Here is an 18,883-nt window from a genome sequence, read left to right as displayed (position 1 = left end):
AAGCCGTCAGGCAGTCCACCCCATCCGACAAAGCCAGGCGGCACAAAGCTCAGTCCATTGCTTGGCGCCGGGCGTTTCCAGCGCCATGCCAATCCCGTGAATTCCGCTGGGGAAGACGTGAAGCTCCAACGGAACACCGGCCCGACTCAGCGCACCTGCATAGGCAAGGCTGTGGCTGACGGGGACGGATTCGTCGTCGGCGGTGTGCCACAGGAATGCGGGCGGCGTGGCCGAAGAGACGTGCAGTTCCGCTGACAGCTCCCGCAGCACCTGCGGTGCGGCACCCACGCCGGCAAGGTTGTCCGCGGACCCCTGATGCACGGAATCCACGAAGGAAATCACCGGATAGCAGAGGATGCTAAGGTCCGGCACGGCCCCGGAAACATCCAATGCAGAATCCGCGGTGGGCACCCGTACAGACAAGGTAGCCGCAAGGTGTCCACCGGCAGAGAAGCCGAGGACCCCCACCCTCGCTGGATCGACATTCAAACCATGATCACCATTCCGAATCCACAGCATCGCCTGCTTGGCGTCCTCCAAGGGCGCAGGATGTTGGTCCGGTGCCACCCGGTAACGCAGTACAAAAGCATGGATCCCCAGCGAAGCAAGCCATTCGGCCACGGGTTCGGCCTCATGGTCTGCCGTCTTCGCGTAGCCTCCGCCGGGAAGGACCAGGACGGCTGGCACCATCGTTGAAGTCTCAACTTGGGCGGAATGTCCGACGGCGGGAATCACCGTGAGGGCCCGGGGCGCCTTGGCGTCCACGACGGTTATGCCTTCTGACCCGGTCAAACTTGCGATTCCACCGGAGTTTCGGTGCTGCGGCGGAGCTTCACCGCGCCGCTGACCGGCGGGGTGTCAGGGTCACCGGCCGCGAGCCGTCCGATGTCCTCCAGCGGCAGATGCACTGTGGACAAGGCCGGGCGGAAGTCGCGGAGGGTTTCGATGTCGTCAAAACCCGCGATGGTGGCATCCCGGGGAATCCATACGCCTTGGGGCCGGAGCGCAGCGGTAACGCCTATGGCCATGACATCGTTCACGGCGAAGATGCAGAGCCGTTCTTTAGAGGCCTTGATCCGCTCGGCGAGTGCGGGCCCGGCGTTGTATCCTCCTGCACGGTTGAAGCCGGTGCGGATGATCTCTGCTGCGGGCCTCCCAGCATCTGTGAGGCCCCGCTGGAAACCGCGGACCCGATCATCGGAGGTGTACAGCCCTTCGGGACCCGCCACGATCAGGAATTCACCATCATGCGTAGCGGCCAATTCCGCAGCGAGGCCTGCAGCAAGCTCTTCATTGGGGACTTCAACTACGTGGTAGCCCTCAGTACTGGAGGCGCCAACCACGGGGTGGCCCACCACCCCCACGTGTCCGCCATTCCGGCAGTAGCGGTCCAATTCGGCGGCCAGTTCGATGTTGCCTTGCTTGTCCTCGGCGCGCACGGATCGCGAGCCGGCGATCACGATGGAGTCGGCGCGTCGGGCGGCGAACGCGGCCACTGCTTCTTTTTCGTCCTGCGCGGCGCCGGATGTGCTAGCCAGCAACACCATGCGGTTTTGCTGGCGGGCTGCTTCCTGGACACCACGGGCGATGGCGGAGAAGTAGGGGTCGGCAATGTCATGAACAATGAGGCCGATCAATCCTGAGCTCGACTTCGCCAACGCCTGCGCCTGCGCGTTCGGGACGTAGCCCAGCTTGTCGGCAGCATCGCGGACGCGCTCCGCGATATCCTCAGCCGGCTTACGGGACGAGCCGTTGAGGACTCGGGATGCCGTGGCAAGGGAGACCCCGGCCAATCGGGCAACTTCACTCAGTGTGCTGGCGGCCACGGGGGCCCTCCTTTTCTGCAAGCGTCGGGACTGGCGCTAAGAAAATTATGGCAGTCTTCCACCATTTTTGGGAAAGCGCTTGCCAACACGGCGCGCCATGGTGCATGATCGATTGCAGCGGGAATGCGCTTTCCCACATCAAGAACTGCACGCACCGGCATCCGCAGAGCGACCGGCACACAAGGCACTGGAGAAAACATGGGCTACGAAACAAAGACGATCCGCATCGCCATGAACGGCATTACCGGCCGTATGGGATACCGCCAGCACTTGCTGCGATCCATCCTGCCCATCCGCGACGCCGGCGGCTTCACCCTCGAAAACGGCACCAAGGTTCAGGTCGAGCCGATCCTCGTTGGCCGCAATGAAGCCAAGATCCGCGAACTCGCCGAACTCCACAAGGTTTCCGAATGGACCACGGACCTCGACTCAGTCATCGCCGATCCCACCGTGGACATCATCTTTGACGCCTCCATGACCAGCCTCCGCGCCGCAACCTTGAAGAAGGCCATGCGCGCCGGTAAGCACATCTTCACCGAGAAGCCCACGGCAGAGACCCTCGAAGAGGCCATCGAGCTTGCACAGATCGGCAAGGAAGCCGGCGTCACGGCCGGCGTTGTGCACGACAAGCTGTACCTCCCCGGCCTGGTCAAGCTCCGCCGCCTGGTGGACGAAGGTTTCTTCGGCCGCATCCTTTCAATCCGTGGCGAATTCGGATACTGGGTCTTCGAAGGCGATGTCCAGGCTGCACAGCGTCCGTCCTGGAACTACCGCAAGGAAGACGGCGGCGGAATGACCACCGACATGTTCTGCCACTGGAACTACGTCCTTGAGGGCATCATCGGCAAGGTCAAGAGCGTCAATGCCAAGACCGCCACGCACATCCCCGCACGTTGGGATGAGGCCGGCAAGGAATACAAGGCCACCGCTGACGACGCCTCCTACGGCATCTTCGAACTCGAAACCCCGGGCGGCGACGACGTCATCGGCCAGATCAACTCGTCCTGGGCTGTCCGCGTTTACCGCGACGAACTGGTTGAGTTCCAGATCGACGGCACGCACGGTTCCGCCGTCGCCGGTTTGAACAAGTGCGTTGCGCAGCAGCGCGCCCACACCCCCAAGCCCGTCTGGAACCCGGATCTGCCCGTCACCGAATCGTTCCGCAGCCAGTGGCAGGAAGTTCCGGCCAACGCCGAACTGGACAACGGCTTCAAGCTGCAGTGGGAAGAATTCCTGCGCGACGTCGTGGCCGGCCGCGAGCACCGCTTCGGCCTGCTCTCCGCAGCGCGCGGCGTCCAGCTGGCCGAGCTCGGCCTGCAGTCCTCCGCCGAGCGCCGCACCATCGACATCCCGGAGATCACCCTCTAATGACGTCACTAATCCTTCCCACCAACGACGGCGGCACCCGCGAGTACCGCCTTCAGGCAGCCACATCGTGGGCCAAGCCGACCGCGCCTCTGACCGCCCGCCGCGCCTACGCCGCAGCCCACGTCATCCCCGAGGTCGCTGCGGACAACACTCCCGGCGCACCGGCGCAGCTCGACTGGGACGCCACGTTGGCCTACCGGCACGAGTTGTGGTCCTACGGCCTGGGTGTCGCTGACGCCATGGACACCGCGCAGCGCGGCATGGGCTTGGACTGGGCAGCCACCCAGCAGCTCATCAAGCGCACCGGCGCCGAGGCAGCGTCCGTTGTTGCGGCCGGTAACGCCGCCATCACCGGCAAGTCCGTCCGCGACCTCGTCTCCTGCGGCGCAGGCACAGATCAGCTGGATATCACTGCACTTCCCGAGGGCGCAGCTGGTATCCAAGCCGTCATCGACGCCTACCGTGAGCAGATCGCCGTCGTCAGTGAGGCCGGCCCCAAGGTCATCCTCATGGCGTCCCGCGCCCTGGCCAAGGTCGCCAACGGTGCAGACGACTACCTCCACGTCTACTCGACGCTCCTGCAGGAAGTGGATCAGCCCGTCATCCTGCACTGGCTCGGCACCATGTTCGACCCCGCACTGGCCGGATACTGGGGATCCGACGACGTCTCCGTGGCCACCGAAACGTTCCTCAGCCTGATCCGTGAGCACTCGGACAAGGTTGATGGCGTCAAGGTTTCGCTGCTGGATGCCTCGCATGAGGTCGCCCTGCGCGCGGCACTTCCGGAAAACGTCCGCCTCTACACGGGCGACGACTTCAACTACCCGCAGCTGATCGACGGCGACGCGACGCACCACTCGGACGCGCTGCTGGGCATCTTCGCTGCCATCTATCCTGCCGCTTCGGTGGCCCTGCAGAAGTACGACGCCGGTCAAGGCGCCGAAGGACGCGCGATCCTGGACTCCACCCGTGAGCTCGGAAAGCACATCTTCAGCGCACCCACGTTCTACTACAAGACCGGTATCGCCTTCATGTCCTGGCTCAACGGCAAGCAGCCAGGTTTCCAAATGGTGGGCGGCCTGCATTCCGGCCGTTCCGTCCTGCATCTGGCCAAGACCTTCGAACTGGCCGACCAAGCCGGCCTGTTGAAGGATCCGTCGCTGGCCGCGTTCCGGATGTCTGACTTCCTGCGGATCAACGGAGTGGGCGCATGAGCGACTTCTCACGACTCTCCCTCAACAGCGCCACCACCAAAAAGTGGACCCTGGCCGAGGCCGTGGATGGCTGTGCCCGCGCCGGCATCCCCGCGATCGGACCGTGGCGTGACCGCGTGGCCGAGGCCGGCCTGGATAAGGCAGCCAAGCTCATCAAGGACGCAGGCCTCCGGGTATCCTCGCTTTGCCGCGGGGGCTTCCTCACCGCGGCCGACGCTGAAGGGCAGGCCGCAGCCCTCGCCGACAATTTCGAAGCTGTCCGCGAGGCAGCAGCGCTGGACACGCAGGAGCTATTCCTGGTGGTCGGCGGGCTTGCTCCGGGTGAGAAGGACGTGGTGGCTGCTCGCCAGCGCGTTGCAGACCGGCTCGAGGAACTGGTTCCGTTCGCTTCCGAGAATGGCGTGCGACTGGTGCTCGAACCCCTGCACCCGATGTACGCCGCAGACCGTGCGCTCATCTCAACCCTTGGGCAGGCCCTCGATCTCGCCGCGCCGTACGACGCAAAGGCTGTTGGCGTCGCCGTCGATACCTTCCATGTCTGGTGGGATCCGGAACTGAAGGCGCAGATTGAACGTGCCGGCCGCGAGAACCGCATCGCCTCCTACCAGGTGTGCGACTTCAACCTGCCGATCGCTGCGGATGCGCTGCTGTCCCGCGGCATGATGGGCGACGGCGTCATCGACTTCGCGACCATCGGCACCTGGGTCAGGGACGCCGGATACGCAGGCGACATCGAAGTTGAAATCTTCAACCAGGACATTTGGGACGCCGACGGCGACACAGTCCTGGAAACCATGAAGCAGCGCTACGCGGAGCTCGTCCTCCCGTTTGCGTAACAACGTGATTCTCCCGCGGATGCCCTAAGCTCCGCGGGAGAATCGCTCCAAAAACCAGCGGGTTCCTGCCAAGGTCACGGCGGGGGCCCGCTTTTTTGTGCCACCATGTTCCTCCGGGCCACAGCTATCACTGCGAAGGTACGACCACCACCCACTTTGATTCTGAAACTGCCCGTACACGCCGCATTGCGGGTGTGTCGCGGCAGTTCCGGGTCCAAAGAAGGTAGTGACGGCAAACCCTGTTTGTGTCCGCTATAAGTCGTGGAGTGCGCAGGTGAGATAAGTGGTACACAGCTGAAACATTGCGTCGACGGGAGGAAACAATGGCCACCTACGCTGGTTTTACCTGGACAAAGACGTCCACGAAACCACTGAAAGGACACCACCATGATGCTCTTGAAGACCCTGAAATTTTTCCTCGACGCCAGCGGCAGTCACAGCGGCCCGTCCGGCGAATCCAGCCCCGAGCACTCTCCAACCATTGCAACGGAGCGCCTGACCTCAAGCGCCTGGGAGGGCTGGTGGGATGACGCCGATCAAGGCTTTCCCGCCGAAGCCTGAGCTTCAACGCGCCACGGGCCCTGGTTCAGGAGGCTCGCGCAGCGAGCTGCACTTTGGCCTTCGGCAGGCCGATAAAGGTGACCGACCCGCCGTCGAGCCCTTCCAGTTCCAACCTGATGTTCCGTGAGCCGTCTTGGGGTTCGACGGAGTTGACGTGAAAAACCTCACCGCTGATCCGGACGCTGTCGCCGTTCTTAATGGCTTTGAGCTTCTTGCTCTTTGTACCGGATTCCATGGCCGGATCCTCCATTCCCACTACTTGTTCTTCCGGGAATCGTCGTCTCGGGAATGGTTCCCGCGGGTTTCGTCCCCCTGGGTTTCCTTCCCATGGGTTTCGCGAAGTTCCTCACCGCGGCGAACTACTTCTTCTTCCTTTTCCTGCATCTTGTCGCTCTTCTTGGTATCGCGCGGTGGCAACTGAATGCTCTTCTCCGCCTCAATGCCGCCCTGAAGTTGGCGTCCGCGTTCCATCTCGGCGTCGAACTCTGCACCAAACAGTAGGGACATGTTCAGTATCCAGAGCCACAGCAGCATGATGATGACGCCTGCCAGGGCACCGTACGTCTTGTTGTAGTTGCTGAAATTAGCCACATAGAAACCGAAACCGAGGGAGGCCAAAGCGAAAATTATCAGTGCGATGAACGAACCCATGCTCATCCACCGGAACTTGGGCTGCTTCACGTTGGGGGTGAAGTAGTAGAGCACCGCGATGATCGCGACCACAATGAGGATGAGGACCGGCCACTTGGCGATGTTCCACACGGTGAGGGCGGTCTCCGACAATCCGATAGCGCCCCCAATGGCTTCTGCCACTGGGCCGCTGAGGACGAGGATGGCTGCGGCGATCGCTGCACCCACGACGGCGACGATGGTGACGGCGAGCATGGTGCCGCGCAGCTTAACGAAGCCGCGGCCTTCATCCACCTCGTACACGCGGTTCATGGCCCTGCTGAAAGCTGTGGTGTAGCCGGAGGCTGACCAGAGCGCCACCAAGATACCGAAAACCAACGCGAGCCCAGCTGTGTTGGACTGCGTGAGTTCCTCGATCGGCTGGCGCATGGCATCAACGCCCGGACCCGGCGCGAACTGTTGCACAATGTCCAGCAGCGCCGATGTGGTGCGTCCAGCGTCGCCAAAGATGCCAATCAGCGAAACCAAGGCCAGAAGCGCGGGAAACAGCGAGAGGACAGCGTAGTAGGTCAGACCTGCCGCCGCATCCGGACACTGATCCTTAGTGAATTCCCGCAACGTCCGCTTGGCAACGTACATCCACGTGGGCTTCACCAGGTCATTGGGACTGTCCGGCTTGCGTGAGTCCTCGGGAGAAGGAGCACTCTGCGCTTTGGCTGTGCTGGTGTGGGCTGAGTCTTTTGTAGTCATGGGGCACTCGTCCGTGGGTAGTTTGCGCGAACAACTGACCCCTCAATAGTAAGCATGCTGATGAATACAACGGAAGCGCCCACGCCGGTTAATCGCCGACGATTAAGACCCGCGACCCCGGAAGGTTATGGCGGAACCCACCGGGCAGGCTAAGCCAACTTGCTCGCCAGCAGGAACTCGAACGGCGACTCAATGACTGACCGGATCACTTGGCCGGCAGCGCCGAGGAGCGTTCCGGAATGCTCAAGGGCGGAAACTGTCAGGTTGCTCGGATCCAGCAAACCCGGCGCGTAGCGCTCCAAACTACTGAGCAGCGCCGGCCTGAGCCATTCCGCCAGCACGGCAAAGTGTCCGCCGAGGACGACGGCTTCAATGTCCATCAACCGGGCAGAAGAGGCGAGCGCGACGCCCAAGTACCTCCCGGCGTCGTGAACTGCTTGGGTGGCCTGCGGCTCCCGGGCAGCCAAGGCAGCCAGCAGCAGCTCCGTGCGCCCGCCCAGCGATCCGTCAGGGATGCCTGCCGCATCGAAAATGGCTTCCTGGCCGGCGAAGGTTTCCAAGCACCCCGCACCACCGCAGGAGCAACCAGGCCCGTCAGGGTGGACAACAATGTGGCCGAGTTCGCCGGCTGATCCACCTGGTCCGGTGTAAAGTTCCGAGCCGATGATGACGCCCCCACCAACACCCACTTCGCCCGAAACGTAGAGGAAATCCGGCTGGCCACCGCCATACCAAAGCTCTCCGAGTGCTGCACTGTTGGCCTCGTTGGATAACCTGACGCCAAGTGGTGCGCCTTCCAGCAGGTGCTGCGGATTCAGCGCTTCGTGCTCCCAATGCAGGTTAGGAGCGGACAAGACAAGATTGCGCCGCTCATCCACCAAGCCCGGAACCGCCAGTCCGCCACCGAGGATCGAGATGTCTGCAGCGGCCGCAGCGGTTAATGCTGCGGCGGCCAGGCCACCCAAGCGTTCCATGACCTCTTCAGGCGGCAGACCACGGTTTCGCGATTCAACCGTGGAATGGAAGCGGAGGTTCCCTCCCAGGTCCACAAGGCCAACGGCCAGGTAGTCCACGTTGATCTCCATGCCTACTACGCCACGGCGCGCACTGAGTTCCAAGCCCTGGCCGGGCCGCCCCCGCTCCCCGTCGCGATAAAGGCCCACTTCCGAGACCAGCCCGCCTTCCACGAGGTCGGCAACCAGGCTGGAAACCGCTGCTTTGGTGAGTCCGGTTCCGGCGGCCAACTGCGCGCGGCTGGGCTTGGCATCCCCGGTCCGTGCGATGGAGTCCATCACCAATGAAAGATTTCGACGGCGGACGTCGCCTACGCGTCCGGGCGCGGTTCGCTCATTCACCGGCGTGGGACCTCCCTGCACATTCGAAGAATTTTTCCGACTTCCATTGACCATGATCCATCATCCCTCATATAGTTCAGATTGAAAACTAATTGGAATGCACTTCTTCCAGTTCTTCCCCAGTGCTTTGCAAAGGAGCAAAAATGACCCCGCAGCCCACCCCGCAGGACCGCTTCACCTTTGGCCTTTGGACCGTTGGCTGGACTGGCGCCGATCCGTTCGGCGTCGCCACTCGCCCCGCCCTGGATCCGGTGGAAGCTGTTCACAAGCTCAGCGAGCTTGGCGCCTATGGCATCACGTTCCACGACAATGACTTGATTCCCTTCGATGCCACAGCGTCGGAGCGGGACCTGATCCTGAAGAACTTCAAGGCAGCCTTGGCAGAGACCGGCCTGAAAACGCCCATGGTCACCACCAACCTGTTCAGCCACCCGGTGTTCAAGGACGGCGGATTTACCTCAAACGACCGCTCCATCCGCCGCTTTGCCCTGAGCAAGATCCTCCGGAACATTGACCTTGCTGCGGAACTGGGTGCCGAGACCTTCGTGATGTGGGGCGGCCGTGAAGGCAGCGAATATGACGGATCCAAGGACCTTTCCGCAGCGCTGGATCGCATGAAGGAAGGCGTGGACACCGCAGCCGGGTATATCAAGGAGAAGGGCTACGGCCTTCGGATTGCCTTGGAGCCCAAGCCGAACGAACCCCGCGGCGACATCTTCCTGCCCACGGTCGGCCACGGCCTGGCGTTCATCGCGCAGCTGGAACACGGCGACATCGTGGGCCTTAACCCGGAAACGGGTCACGAGCAGATGGCCGGGCTTAACTTCACCCACGGCATCGCCCAGGCCCTGTGGGCGGGCAAGCTCTTCCACATCGACCTCAACGGCCAGCGCGGCATTAAGTACGATCAGGACCTTGTCTTCGGCCACGGCGACCTCACCAGCGCTTTCTTCACCGTAGACCTTCTGGAGAACGGCTTCCCCAACGGCGGTCCAAAGTACGACGGTCCGCGCCACTTCGACTACAAGCCGTCCCGTACGGATGGTTACGACGGCGTGTGGGAATCGGCTAAGTCCAATATGTCCATGTACCTCCTGTTGAAGGAACGCGCCCTGGCCTTCCGCGCGGACCCGGATGTCCAGGAAGCACTCGCCACGTCAGGTGTCTTCGAATTGGGCGAACCAACGCTCAACGCTGGCGAGACCACTGCCGACCTGCTGGCTGACGCCAGTGCCTTCGACACGTTCGACGCCGATAAGGCCGCCGAGCGCTCGTTCGCCTTCGTCCGCCTGAATCAGTTGGCCATCGAGCACCTGCTCGGCGCCCGCTAGGTCACTCCCACCCACCGTCATCCCGCCGCCGGGCACCCCAAGGTCTTCTCTTTGCAGGGTTTCCCTTGCCACCCGGCGGCGGTCCCCATAAGGAATGAACGCATGCCTCTCGTAGCCGGGATCGATAGCTCCACCCAGTCCTGCAAGGTGGTCATCCGGGATTCAGCCACTGGCGCCTTGGTGCGTCAAGGGCGGGCCTCCCATCCGGAGGGCACCGAAGTTCACCCGGACCATTGGTGGTCAGCCCTCCAGGAAGCAATCACACAGGCAGGCGGTTTGGATGACGTCGATGCCGTTTCTGTCGGCGGTCAGCAACACGGCATGGTGTGCCTTGATGAGTCCGGAGACGTTGTCCGACCGGCCTTGTTGTGGAATGACACCCGCTCGGCCACAGACGCGGAAGAGCTGATCCTCGAAGCCGGCGATGGCGATGCCACCGCCGGCGCCTCCTACTGGGCATCGCGTACCGGAACCGTGCCGGTGGCCTCTTTGACGGCCACCAAGCTTCGATGGTTGGCGCGGAACGAACCCGCTAACACCCAACGGACAGCAGCGGTTTGCCTACCCCATGATTGGCTGTCCTGGCGATTGGCCGGACACGGGCCAGGAAGCGGGCCGGCCGCCCTGGATCTCCTCCGTACAGACCGCTCGGATGCTTCCGGCACGGGCTACTTCTCTGCCAGCAGCGGCGAATACCTCCCAGAGGTCCTCAACAGCACGCTCGGCCACATTCCCGTGTTGCCCGTTGTCGCCGGGCCATTGGAGGCCGTGGGAAAGACACCCGGCGGGGCACTCATCGGGCCCGGTGCAGGCGACAATGCAGCAGCAGGTCTGGGAGTAAATGCGGGCGTCGGGGACGTAGTGATTTCGGTCGGAACGTCGGGGACGGTCTTTGCGGTTTCAGATGTCCCTGCGCTTGATGCAAGTGGGCTGGTGGCAGGCTTCGCGGACGCTACCGGCAACTACCTACCGCTGGCCTGCACGCTCAACGCGACGAGGATCTTTGATGCCACAGCTGCCCTGCTGGGTGTGACCCTGCAGGAACTCGGCGACTTGGCACTGTCCGCTCCGGAGGGTGCCGAAGGGCTGACTCTCGTCCCGTATTTCGAGGGTGAACGGACCCCTAATTTGCCGGAAGCCACCGGTTCCCTCCACGGCATCACCGTTTCGAATTACACCCCCGCCAACATGGCGCGGGCCGCAGTAGAAGGTGTGCTTTGTTCCTTGGCCGACGGCCTGGCGGCCCTGCAGGCACAGGGAGTCTCTGCCCAGCGCATCATCCTGGTGGGCGGAGGCGCGCAATCGAGCGCGGTCCAGCAAATCGCGGCAGCAGCCTTCGCTTTGCCCGTATTCGTCCCTCAACCCGGAGAATACGTGGCGGACGGCGCAGCCCGGCAAGCTGCAGGCGTACTCACGGGAAAACTGCCGGAATGGCCACTTGAGGGAATTGAAGTTGTTCACGGAAATACTGACGGTAATCCCGAGTTCCTGACGAGGTACCGCCACTACGCTGCCAAGGTAGCCAAAGGCTGATCAACATCGCGGTGCTCTATCGTGACAGGGTGAGCACTGAACAATCCGCACCGTCCCGGCCTCCTGTCATGGAGGACGTTGCCCGAGTGGCGGGTGTCTCCCACCAGACCGTCTCCCGGGTGTTGAACAACCACCCCAATGTGAGCTCCAAGACCCGCGAACGTGTGGAGCAGGCCATCACTGAGCTGGGGTACCGCCGGAACACCGCCGCGCGAAGCCTGGTTACACGGCGATCACAGACCATTGGCGTGCTCGGCAGCGAAATGGCGCAGTACGGGCCATCGCACACGCTCCTCGGAGTTCAGCAGGCGGCGAGGGAGGCGGGCTATTTCGTCAGCGTCGCAGGCCTGCGCGAAGTGACACCAGAGACCATTAGGGACGCCATGGCGCACTTCATGGATCAAGGCGTCGACGGCGTCGTAGTAACGGTGCCCCACCCGGGGACCTTTGACGTCCTCAAAGACATCACCGCCCAAGTCCCCATGGTTGCTGTCGGATCCATCGGCGACGAACACCTCACGGGTGCCACCGTGGACCAGCGGCAGGGTGCGCGACTCGCCGTCGAGCATCTCTTGGAACTGGGGCACCAACGGATCGGACACTTATCCGGTCCGGCTGATTGGATAGACGCCGCCGCCCGTATTGAGGGTTGGCGGGACGCCCTGACCGAGGCCGGGATTGAACCCGTGACGCTCATCGAGGGCGACTGGAGCGCCGAATGCGGGTACCGCGAAGGTTTGAAAATCGCCGCCGACCGCTCCGTGTCGGCCCTCTTCGTCGCAAATGACCAAATGGCCCTCGGCGTTCTCCGGGCCCTGAACGAACTGGGCGTCCGGGTACCGGAGGACATCAGCGTGGTGGGCTTCGATGATCAACCGGAGTCCGCCTACTTCATCCCGCCGCTGACCACCGTGGCCCAGGATTTCGAGGAGCTCGGCCAACGCTGCATTGCCTTGCTGTTGGATCGGTTGGAGAGCGGCACCACCGGCACGCCTGCCACGGTGGCGCCCCGGCTGGTAGTCCGCTCCACCACGGCCCCCGCCTCCAACTAGGTAGCAGCAGAGGTCGTTTTGAGCGGGTGGTTTCTAGCGGTTATCGCAACAGGAAGGTTCTGATCATCTCATTGGGGGTGCAGAAGTCGAATCGTTGGCGGGGTCTGTCGTTGAGTTCGTGGGCGACGTAGTCGAGGTCGGTTTGGCTGTAGATGCTTAGGTCTGCGCCTTTGGGGAAGTACTGGCGCAGGAGCCCGTTGGTGTTCTCGTTCGAGCCGCGTTGCCAAGGTGAGTGGGGATCGCAGAAGTAGATGTCGATGTCGGCTGCGATCTTCACTTCCTTGTGCCTGCGCATTTCGGTGCCTTGGTCCCAGGTCAGTGAGAGCCTCAGTTCGTCGGGAAGGGCGCCCATTTTGCGGATCAGCCCATCCCGAACAGACTCGGCACGGTTTTGACCGGTCGGGACATGGAGGAGCATCACGAACCCGGTTGTGCGCTCCACGATGGTGCCGATGGCGGTTTTTCCGTCCTTGCCTACGATCAGGTCCCCTTCCCAATGCCCTGGCACGGCACGGTCTTCGACCTCGGCGGGACGGTCGGCGATCATGACCTTGTCCTGGATTCTGCCGCGGCGTTCGTCGGGGCGGCGTTGGGGTTTGCGCAGGGTCCGGCCGGTGCGCAGGTTCTTGACCAGTTCCCGCTTTAGCCCGCCCCGGGACTCGAGATAGAGGGACTGGTAGATGGTCTCGTGTGACACCCACATCTCCGGGTTGTTCGGGAAGTCCTTGCGGAGTCTGCCAGCGATCTGGACCGGTGAGTCTTTCTTTTCGAGCCGCTTTTCGACTTCCAGGCGCAAGGGCTTGTTGCTGTTGAGCTTAGCGGTCTTGGGCCTGGCTGCCCGGGCGTGGGCGCGGGCATGGGCGGTGGTAGCCCGGTAGAAAAAGACCTTGTCAGCGTTCCGCCGGAGCTCCCGGGAGATCGTTGACGGGGAACGACCCAAACGTCTGGCGATCTCACGGACCGATTCCTTGCCCCGCCATAACGAGATCAACTCCCGCTCCTGGAACGATAGGGAACGGCCGGTCAGGGTCCGGCCCCGACGGGGCCGGACCCCTCCTGAGGACCTCAGCTCACGGCGGACCGTCGTTACGGACCACCCGACGAACGCACCAGCATCTTCAAAACGGGCACCGTCCGCAACCTGCTGCCAGAACGACTGGACAACCTCAGCAACCAAACGATTCGTGAACTTCACCATGGCAATCGACACCCTTCAATAATCAGGTGTTGCGATCACCGCATGATTCAGCGCGCTCAAAACGACCTCTGCTGCTACCTACTTGGGTGCGCCTGCGGCTGACCCCCGCCATGTGCAAGTGTTCTGAGTCGCCTCCTCTTGACATCAAAGTTGTGAGCGCTAACAATTGCATCAGACCTTCTTTCGTTTTCCACCCCGACCCCCGGCAATGAGGCCTTGGCCAGCCGGATGGAGACCCCATGAATACCTTTGAAAATCTCCCGCTGGACGAGCAGTTCGTCATCGGCGTGGACTATGGCACTTTGTCCGGCCGCGCCGTCGTCGTGCGCGTTTCGGACGGAGCCGAACTCGGCAGCGGCGTGTTCGAGTATCCGCACGCCGTCGTGACGGAAAAGCTCCCGGGCACCGGCCAGCGCCTCCCGGCCGACTGGGCCCTCCAGGTGCCCAACGACTACCGCGACGTCCTGCGCAATGCTGTACCGGCCGCCGTCGCCGATGCCGGAATCAATGCGGAAAATGTGGTGGGCATCGCTACCGACTTCACCGCATGCACCATGGTTCCGACGACGGCGGACGGAACGCCGCTGAACGAGCTGGAACGCTTCGCGGACCGGCCGCACGCATTCGTCAAACTGTGGCGCCACCACGCGGCCCAGCCCCAAGCGGACCGCATCAACCAGCTCGCTGAAGAACGCGGCGAATCCTGGCTTCCCCGTTACGGCGGCCTCATTTCCTCTGAGTGGGAGTTCGCCAAGGGACTGCAGCTCCTCGATGAGGATCCGGAGGTCTACGGCGCCATGGATCACTGGGTTGAGGCCGCCGACTGGATCGTTTGGCAGCTTTGCGGCAGTTACGTCCGCAACGCCTGCACTGCTGGCTATAAGGGCATCTACCAGGATGGAAAGTACCCGTCCGAGGACTTCCTGGCCGCGCTGAACGCTGATTTCAAAGATTTCGTCAGCAGCAAACTCGAACACACCATCGGCCGCTTGGGCGACGCCGCCGGTTACCTCACTGAAGAAGCCGCGGCTTGGACCGGGCTTCCGGCAGGAATCGCCGTGGCTGTAGGGAACGTGGACGCCCACGTCAGTGCGCCGGCCGCGAACGCTGTTGAACCAGGACAGCTCGTAGCAATCATGGGCACTTCCACCTGCCACGTCATGAACGGGGATGTTCTCCGCGAAGTCCCCGGTATGTGCGGAGTCGTCGACGGCGGCATCGTGGACGGGCTCTGGGGCTACGAAGCAGGCCAGTCCGGAGTTGGCGACATTTTCGGTTGGTTCACCAAGAACGGAGTCCCGCCGGAATACCACCAGGCCGCCAAGAACAAGGGTCTGGGCATCCACGAATACCTCACCGAACTCGCGGAAAAGCAGGCAATCGGCGAGCACGGACTGATCGCCCTGGACTGGCACTCGGGCAACCGTTCAGTGCTGGTCGACCACGAACTTTCCGGCGTGGTGGTGGGCCAGACCTTAGCCACGAAGCCCGAGGACACGTACCGTGCGCTGCTGGAAGCTACGGCTTTCGGAACCCGCACCATCGTGGACGCCTTCCGCGATTCGGGTGTTCCAGTCGAGGAATTCATCGTGGCCGGCGGTCTGCTGAAGAACAAGTTCCTGATGCAGGTCTACGCCGACATCACTGGCCTGCAGCTCTCCACGATCGGTTCCGAGCAGGGTCCTGCGCTGGGTTCGGCGATCCATGCCGCTGTTGCTGCCGGGAAGTACAAGGACATCCGTGAAGCCGCAGCATCCATGGCTGCTGCTCCCGGCGCCGTCTACACTCCCATCCCTGAAAACGTGGCCGCCTACGAGGCCCTCTTCCAGGAATACAAGGCTCTGCACGACTACTTCGGCCGCGGTACCAACAACGTCATGCACCGTCTCAAGGCCATCCAACGCCAAGCGCAGGGCACCGGTGAAGTGGCCGAACCGGCGTCGAACTCCTCCTCCGACGCCGCAGAGCGGGTGTCGGCATGAGCAGCCTTCTGGAAACCATCGCGAGGGTTCGCAAGGAAGTCTGCGAGCTGCACGCCGAACTGACCAGGTACGAACTTGTGGTTTGGACCGCGGGCAACGTTTCGGGCCGGATCCCGGGCTATGACCTCATGGTCATCAAGCCATCCGGCGTCTCCTATGACAACCTGACACCCGAGCTCATGGTGGTTACCGACCTCTACGGCACACCTGTCAGAGGCATCAACACCGGAAGCGCCGGGACCGTGGACTGGGGCAACCCGGACCTCTCTCCGTCATCGGATACCGCCGCGCACGCGTACGTCTACCGCCACATGCCGGAGGTGGGCGGTGTGGTCCACACGCACTCCACCTATGCAACGGCTTGGGCTGCCCGCGGTGAGGAAATTCCGTGCGTGCTGACCATGATGGGAGACGAATTCGGCGGGCCCATTCCGGTTGGACCGTTCGCCTTGATCGGCGACGATTCCATCGGGCAAGGGATCGTGGAGACGCTCAAGAACTCCAACTCCCCCGCGGTGCTCATGCAGAACCATGGCCCCTTCACCATCGGCAAGTCCGCCCGCGACGCCGTCAAGGCTGCGGTCATGTGCGAGGAAGTGGCCAGGACAGTGCACATTTCCCGCCAACTCGGCGAGCCGCTGCCCATCGACCAAGCCAAGATCGAGTCCCTCTACGACCGATACCAGAACGTTTACGGCCGCTAAGGCGCGGCCGCTTACAGCGACTTAGTCACAGCACCGCCGCTTACTCCGTCGTAGAAACCATTCGGACCACCACACTCCAGGAGCACCTCATGCCCGTCAACACGGCCGCCAACAACACTTCCCTCGATCAGTACGAGGTCTGGTTCCTCACCGGCAGCCAGCACCTCTACGGCGAGGACGTCCTCAAGCAGGTCGCAGCGCAGTCGCAGGAGATTGCCAACGTCCTCAACGCCAACAGCAACGTTCCGGTCAAGCTTGTCTGGAAGCCTGTCCTCACCGATTCCGACGCCATCCGTCGCACAGCGCTGGAAGCAAACTCGAACGATTCCGTCATCGGCGTCACCGCGTGGATGCACACGTTCAGTCCCGCCAAGATGTGGATCCAAGGCTTGGATGCCCTGCGCAAGCCCTTGCTTCACTTGCACACGCAGGCTAACCGGGACCTTCCATGGGCTGACATCGATTTCGATTTCATGAATCTCAACCAGGCTGCCCACGGCGACCGCGAATTCGGCTATATCCAATCGCGCCTCGGCGTGCCGCGGAAGACCGTCGTCGGGCATGTCAGCAACCCAGAGGTTGCCCGACAAGTTGGCGCCTGGCAGCGCGCCTCGGCCGGTTGGGCCGCAGTCCGAAGCCTGAAGTTGACCCGTTTCGGCGACAACATGCGCAACGTCGCCGTCACGGAAGGCGATAAAACTGAAGCTGAGCTCCGCTTCGGCGTCTCGGTCAACACGTGGTCCGTCAACGAGCTCGCCGACGCCGTCCATGGCGCAGCAGAGTCCGACGTCGACGCCTTGGTTGCGGAGTACGAGCGCCTGTACGAGGTGGTTGACGAACTCAAAGCAGGCGGCGATCGCCATGAGTCGCTGCGTTACAGCGCCAGGATCGAGCTGGGTCTCCGTAGCTTCCTGGAAGCAAACGGTTCTGCAGCTTTCACGACGTCGTTCGAGGACCTGGGCGCGCTGCGTCAACTGCCGGGAATGGCCGTCCAGCGCCTCATGGCCGACGGGTACGGTTTCGGCGCCGAGGGCGACTGGAAGACCGCGATCCTTGTCCGCGCCGCCAAGGTGATGGGCGGCGACCTGCCCGGCGGCGCGTCGCTGATGGAGGACTACACCTACCACCTCGAGCCGGGCTCGGAGAAGATCCTGGGCGCCCACATGCTGGAGGTCTGCCCGTCGCTCACCGCCAGGAAGCCCCGGGTCGAGATCCACCCACTGGGCATTGGTGGCAAGGAAGACCCCGTTCGCATGGTCTTCGACACCGACGCCGGCCCCGGCATCGTGGTGGCGCTGTCCGATATGCGCGATCGGTTCCGCCTGGTCGCCAACGTGGTGGACGTCGTCGACCTCGACCAGCCGCTCCCCAACCTGCCTGTAGCCCGCGCGCTCTGGGAGCCCAAGCCCAACTTCGCTACCTCTGCCGCCGCGTGGCTCACCGCGGGCGCCGCGCACCACACGGTATTGTCCACGCAGGTGGGCCTGGACGTGTTCGAGGACTTCGCCGAAATCGCCAAGACAGAGCTCCTCACCATCGACGAAGGCACCACCATCAAACAGTTCAAGAAAGAGCTCGCCTGGAACGCCGCCTACTACAAGCTGGCCGGCGGCTTGTGAGCACCGAATTCACGCTGAGCGCGGGCGGCTACACGGCAGTTGTTACCGCCCGCGCGGCTGCGCTGCGCGTCCTGCAGTTTGAAGGCCGGGACCTCATTGTCCCGTTTCCGGAGGGCGGTCCGATCCCGGACTACCGTGGCGTGATTGCCGCGCCGTGGCCGAACCGGATCGCCGACGGCACGTACAGCTTCGACGGCGCCGAACACCACGTGGCGATGAACGAACCGGAGCGGGCCACTGCGTTGCACGGGCTGGCCTTCCCTCTCGATTGGGCCGCGAAAGAGTCCGACGCCGGGTCGCTCACCTTAACCTGCACGGTAGGACCCACGGCGGGATACCCGTTCGTGCTGGAGCTTTCGGCCCGATTCAACCTTGACGATGCAGGTCTTCACACATCCGTCACAGCCCGGAACGCCGCCGACATCGCTGCCCCTTATGGCGTTTGCCCGCACCCTTACCTTGTGGCCGGCACGTCACCGCTGGATGAGTGGGTTCTGGAGTTTGCCGCCGACTCTTTCCTGGAGGTCACGCCGGACCGGCTGCTGCCCCTGGGTGTCGTGGGCATGGAAGGTCACGAGTTCGATTTCCGTTCCCCGCGGGCCATTGGCAGCACGGAAATCGACCACGCTTTCACAGGAATAGCGTTCGACGGCGGGCTGGCGCGCCTGTCGCTACGCGACCCGGCGGGGACCGGCGTCGGGATGTCCTGGGACGAAAGCTGCCCTTGGCTGCAGATCCATACGGCAGACAAGCCCGCACCCGTTCCGAGCCGAATCGGCCTTGCCGTGGAGCCCATGACGTGCCCGCCGGATGCCTTCAACAGCGGCACGGACCTGATCCGGCTGGAACCCGGCGCCGAACACATTGCGTCCTGGAGCATCTACGGCCTGTAGTACCCAACTAGGTAGCAGATCGCGTCGTTAT

General features: G+C 63.0%; 17 protein-coding genes. 11 read left to right on the top strand and 6 right to left on the bottom strand.

All coding sequences use genetic code 11. The features are described from left to right. Positions 1-6 precede the first annotated feature (6 nt). Together M1D89_RS04430 and M1D89_RS04425 are read right to left on the bottom strand one after the other, a co-directional pair. Positions 7-801 carry an alpha/beta hydrolase gene (locus M1D89_RS04430; RefSeq protein ID WP_498650894.1) on the bottom strand — a complete coding sequence of 265 codons (795 nt, stop codon included), beginning with the start codon at positions 799-801 and terminating at the stop codon, positions 7-9. Continuing rightward, positions 789-1,826: a LacI family DNA-binding transcriptional regulator gene (locus M1D89_RS04425; protein ID WP_498648390.1), complete on the bottom strand. Its 1,038-nt coding sequence runs from the start codon at positions 1,824-1,826 to the stop codon at positions 789-791. Before M1D89_RS04425 ends, M1D89_RS04430 begins: the two co-directional genes overlap by 13 nt. Positions 1,827-2,024: 198 nt before the next feature. On the opposite strand from M1D89_RS04425, the gene M1D89_RS04420 reads away from it, so the two are divergent. The 4 genes from M1D89_RS04420 to M1D89_RS04405 all read left to right on the top strand — a co-directional run bounded on the left by M1D89_RS04420 (position 2,025) and on the right by M1D89_RS04405 (position 5,805). Continuing rightward, positions 2,025-3,194: a Gfo/Idh/MocA family protein gene (locus tag M1D89_RS04420; protein ID WP_498648388.1), complete on the top strand. Its 1,170-nt coding sequence runs from the start codon at positions 2,025-2,027 to the stop codon at positions 3,192-3,194. Then, positions 3,194-4,408 (top strand): dihydrodipicolinate synthase family protein, encoded by a 1,215-nt coding sequence (locus M1D89_RS04415; RefSeq protein ID WP_498648385.1) that lies wholly within the window; start codon positions 3,194-3,196, stop codon positions 4,406-4,408. Before M1D89_RS04420 ends, M1D89_RS04415 begins: the two co-directional genes overlap by 1 nt. Next, the gene (locus M1D89_RS04410) at positions 4,405-5,244 is read left to right on the top strand and encodes a sugar phosphate isomerase/epimerase family protein (RefSeq protein WP_498648383.1); all 840 of its coding nucleotides are present in this window, start codon (positions 4,405-4,407) and stop codon (positions 5,242-5,244) included. The genes M1D89_RS04415 and M1D89_RS04410 overlap by 4 nt, the downstream gene beginning before the upstream one ends. Positions 5,245-5,631: 387 nt before the next feature. After that, complete coding sequence (locus tag M1D89_RS04405) at positions 5,632-5,805, top strand: hypothetical protein (protein WP_498648381.1); 174 nt, start codon at positions 5,632-5,634, stop codon at positions 5,803-5,805. Between the two features lie 25 nt (positions 5,806-5,830). Here the strand turns inward: M1D89_RS04405 and M1D89_RS04400 are convergent, their stop codons facing one another. The 3 genes from M1D89_RS04400 to M1D89_RS04390 form a co-directional block, all read right to left on the bottom strand. Then, positions 5,831-6,040 (bottom strand): hypothetical protein, encoded by a 210-nt coding sequence (locus tag M1D89_RS04400; RefSeq protein WP_498648379.1) that lies wholly within the window; start codon positions 6,038-6,040, stop codon positions 5,831-5,833. A 20-nt stretch (positions 6,041-6,060) separates the two neighbouring features. Continuing rightward, positions 6,061-7,185 carry a YihY/virulence factor BrkB family protein gene (locus M1D89_RS04395; protein ID WP_498648377.1) on the bottom strand — a complete coding sequence of 375 codons (1,125 nt, stop codon included), beginning with the start codon at positions 7,183-7,185 and terminating at the stop codon, positions 6,061-6,063. 149 nt (positions 7,186-7,334) lie between these two features. After that, positions 7,335-8,540 carry an ROK family transcriptional regulator gene (locus tag M1D89_RS04390; RefSeq protein WP_498648375.1) on the bottom strand — a complete coding sequence of 402 codons (1,206 nt, stop codon included), beginning with the start codon at positions 8,538-8,540 and terminating at the stop codon, positions 7,335-7,337. A 143-nt stretch (positions 8,541-8,683) separates the two neighbouring features. Between M1D89_RS04390 and xylA the strand changes: the two genes are divergently transcribed. The 3 genes from xylA (at position 8,684) to M1D89_RS04375 (ending at position 12,456) form a co-directional block, all read left to right on the top strand. Next, on the top strand, positions 8,684-9,871 hold the full coding sequence (xylA, locus tag M1D89_RS04385) for a xylose isomerase (RefSeq protein ID WP_498648373.1): 1,188 nt from the start codon (positions 8,684-8,686) through the stop codon (positions 9,869-9,871). 102 nt (positions 9,872-9,973) lie between these two features. Continuing rightward, positions 9,974-11,404 carry a xylulokinase gene (locus M1D89_RS04380; RefSeq protein WP_498648371.1) on the top strand — a complete coding sequence of 477 codons (1,431 nt, stop codon included), beginning with the start codon at positions 9,974-9,976 and terminating at the stop codon, positions 11,402-11,404. A 68-nt stretch (positions 11,405-11,472) separates the two neighbouring features. After that, positions 11,473-12,456, top strand: a complete 984-nt coding sequence (locus M1D89_RS04375; RefSeq protein ID WP_498650893.1) for a LacI family DNA-binding transcriptional regulator — start codon at positions 11,473-11,475, stop codon at positions 12,454-12,456. Between the two features lie 40 nt (positions 12,457-12,496). Here the strand turns inward: M1D89_RS04375 and M1D89_RS04370 are convergent, their stop codons facing one another. Then, entirely contained in the window at positions 12,497-13,654 is a 1,158-nt protein-coding gene (locus M1D89_RS04370; protein ID WP_498645340.1) for an IS30 family transposase, read from the bottom strand. Positions 13,655-13,893: 239 nt separating this feature from the next. On the opposite strand from M1D89_RS04370, the gene araB reads away from it, so the two are divergent. The 4 genes from araB to M1D89_RS04350 all read left to right on the top strand — a co-directional run bounded on the left by araB (position 13,894) and on the right by M1D89_RS04350 (position 18,852). After that, positions 13,894-15,636 carry a ribulokinase gene (gene araB / locus M1D89_RS04365; protein WP_498648369.1) on the top strand — a complete coding sequence of 581 codons (1,743 nt, stop codon included), beginning with the start codon at positions 13,894-13,896 and terminating at the stop codon, positions 15,634-15,636. Then, positions 15,633-16,340, top strand: coding sequence for an L-ribulose-5-phosphate 4-epimerase (locus M1D89_RS04360; RefSeq protein ID WP_498648368.1), 708 nt, complete (start codon positions 15,633-15,635; stop codon positions 16,338-16,340). Before araB ends, M1D89_RS04360 begins: the two co-directional genes overlap by 4 nt. A gap of 89 nt (positions 16,341-16,429) precedes the next feature. Beyond that, entirely contained in the window at positions 16,430-17,959 is a 1,530-nt protein-coding gene (araA, locus tag M1D89_RS04355) for an L-arabinose isomerase (RefSeq protein WP_498648366.1), read from the top strand. Continuing rightward, positions 17,956-18,852: an aldose 1-epimerase family protein gene (locus tag M1D89_RS04350; RefSeq protein ID WP_498648364.1), complete on the top strand. Its 897-nt coding sequence runs from the start codon at positions 17,956-17,958 to the stop codon at positions 18,850-18,852. Before araA ends, M1D89_RS04350 begins: the two co-directional genes overlap by 4 nt. The last annotated feature ends 31 nt before the right edge of the window (positions 18,853-18,883 follow it).

This window comes from Arthrobacter sp. D3-18 (genome assembly GCF_054408525.1).
The sequence above is the reverse complement of the archived record's forward strand: the minus strand, read 5'-3'. Positions and strand labels throughout refer to the sequence as shown.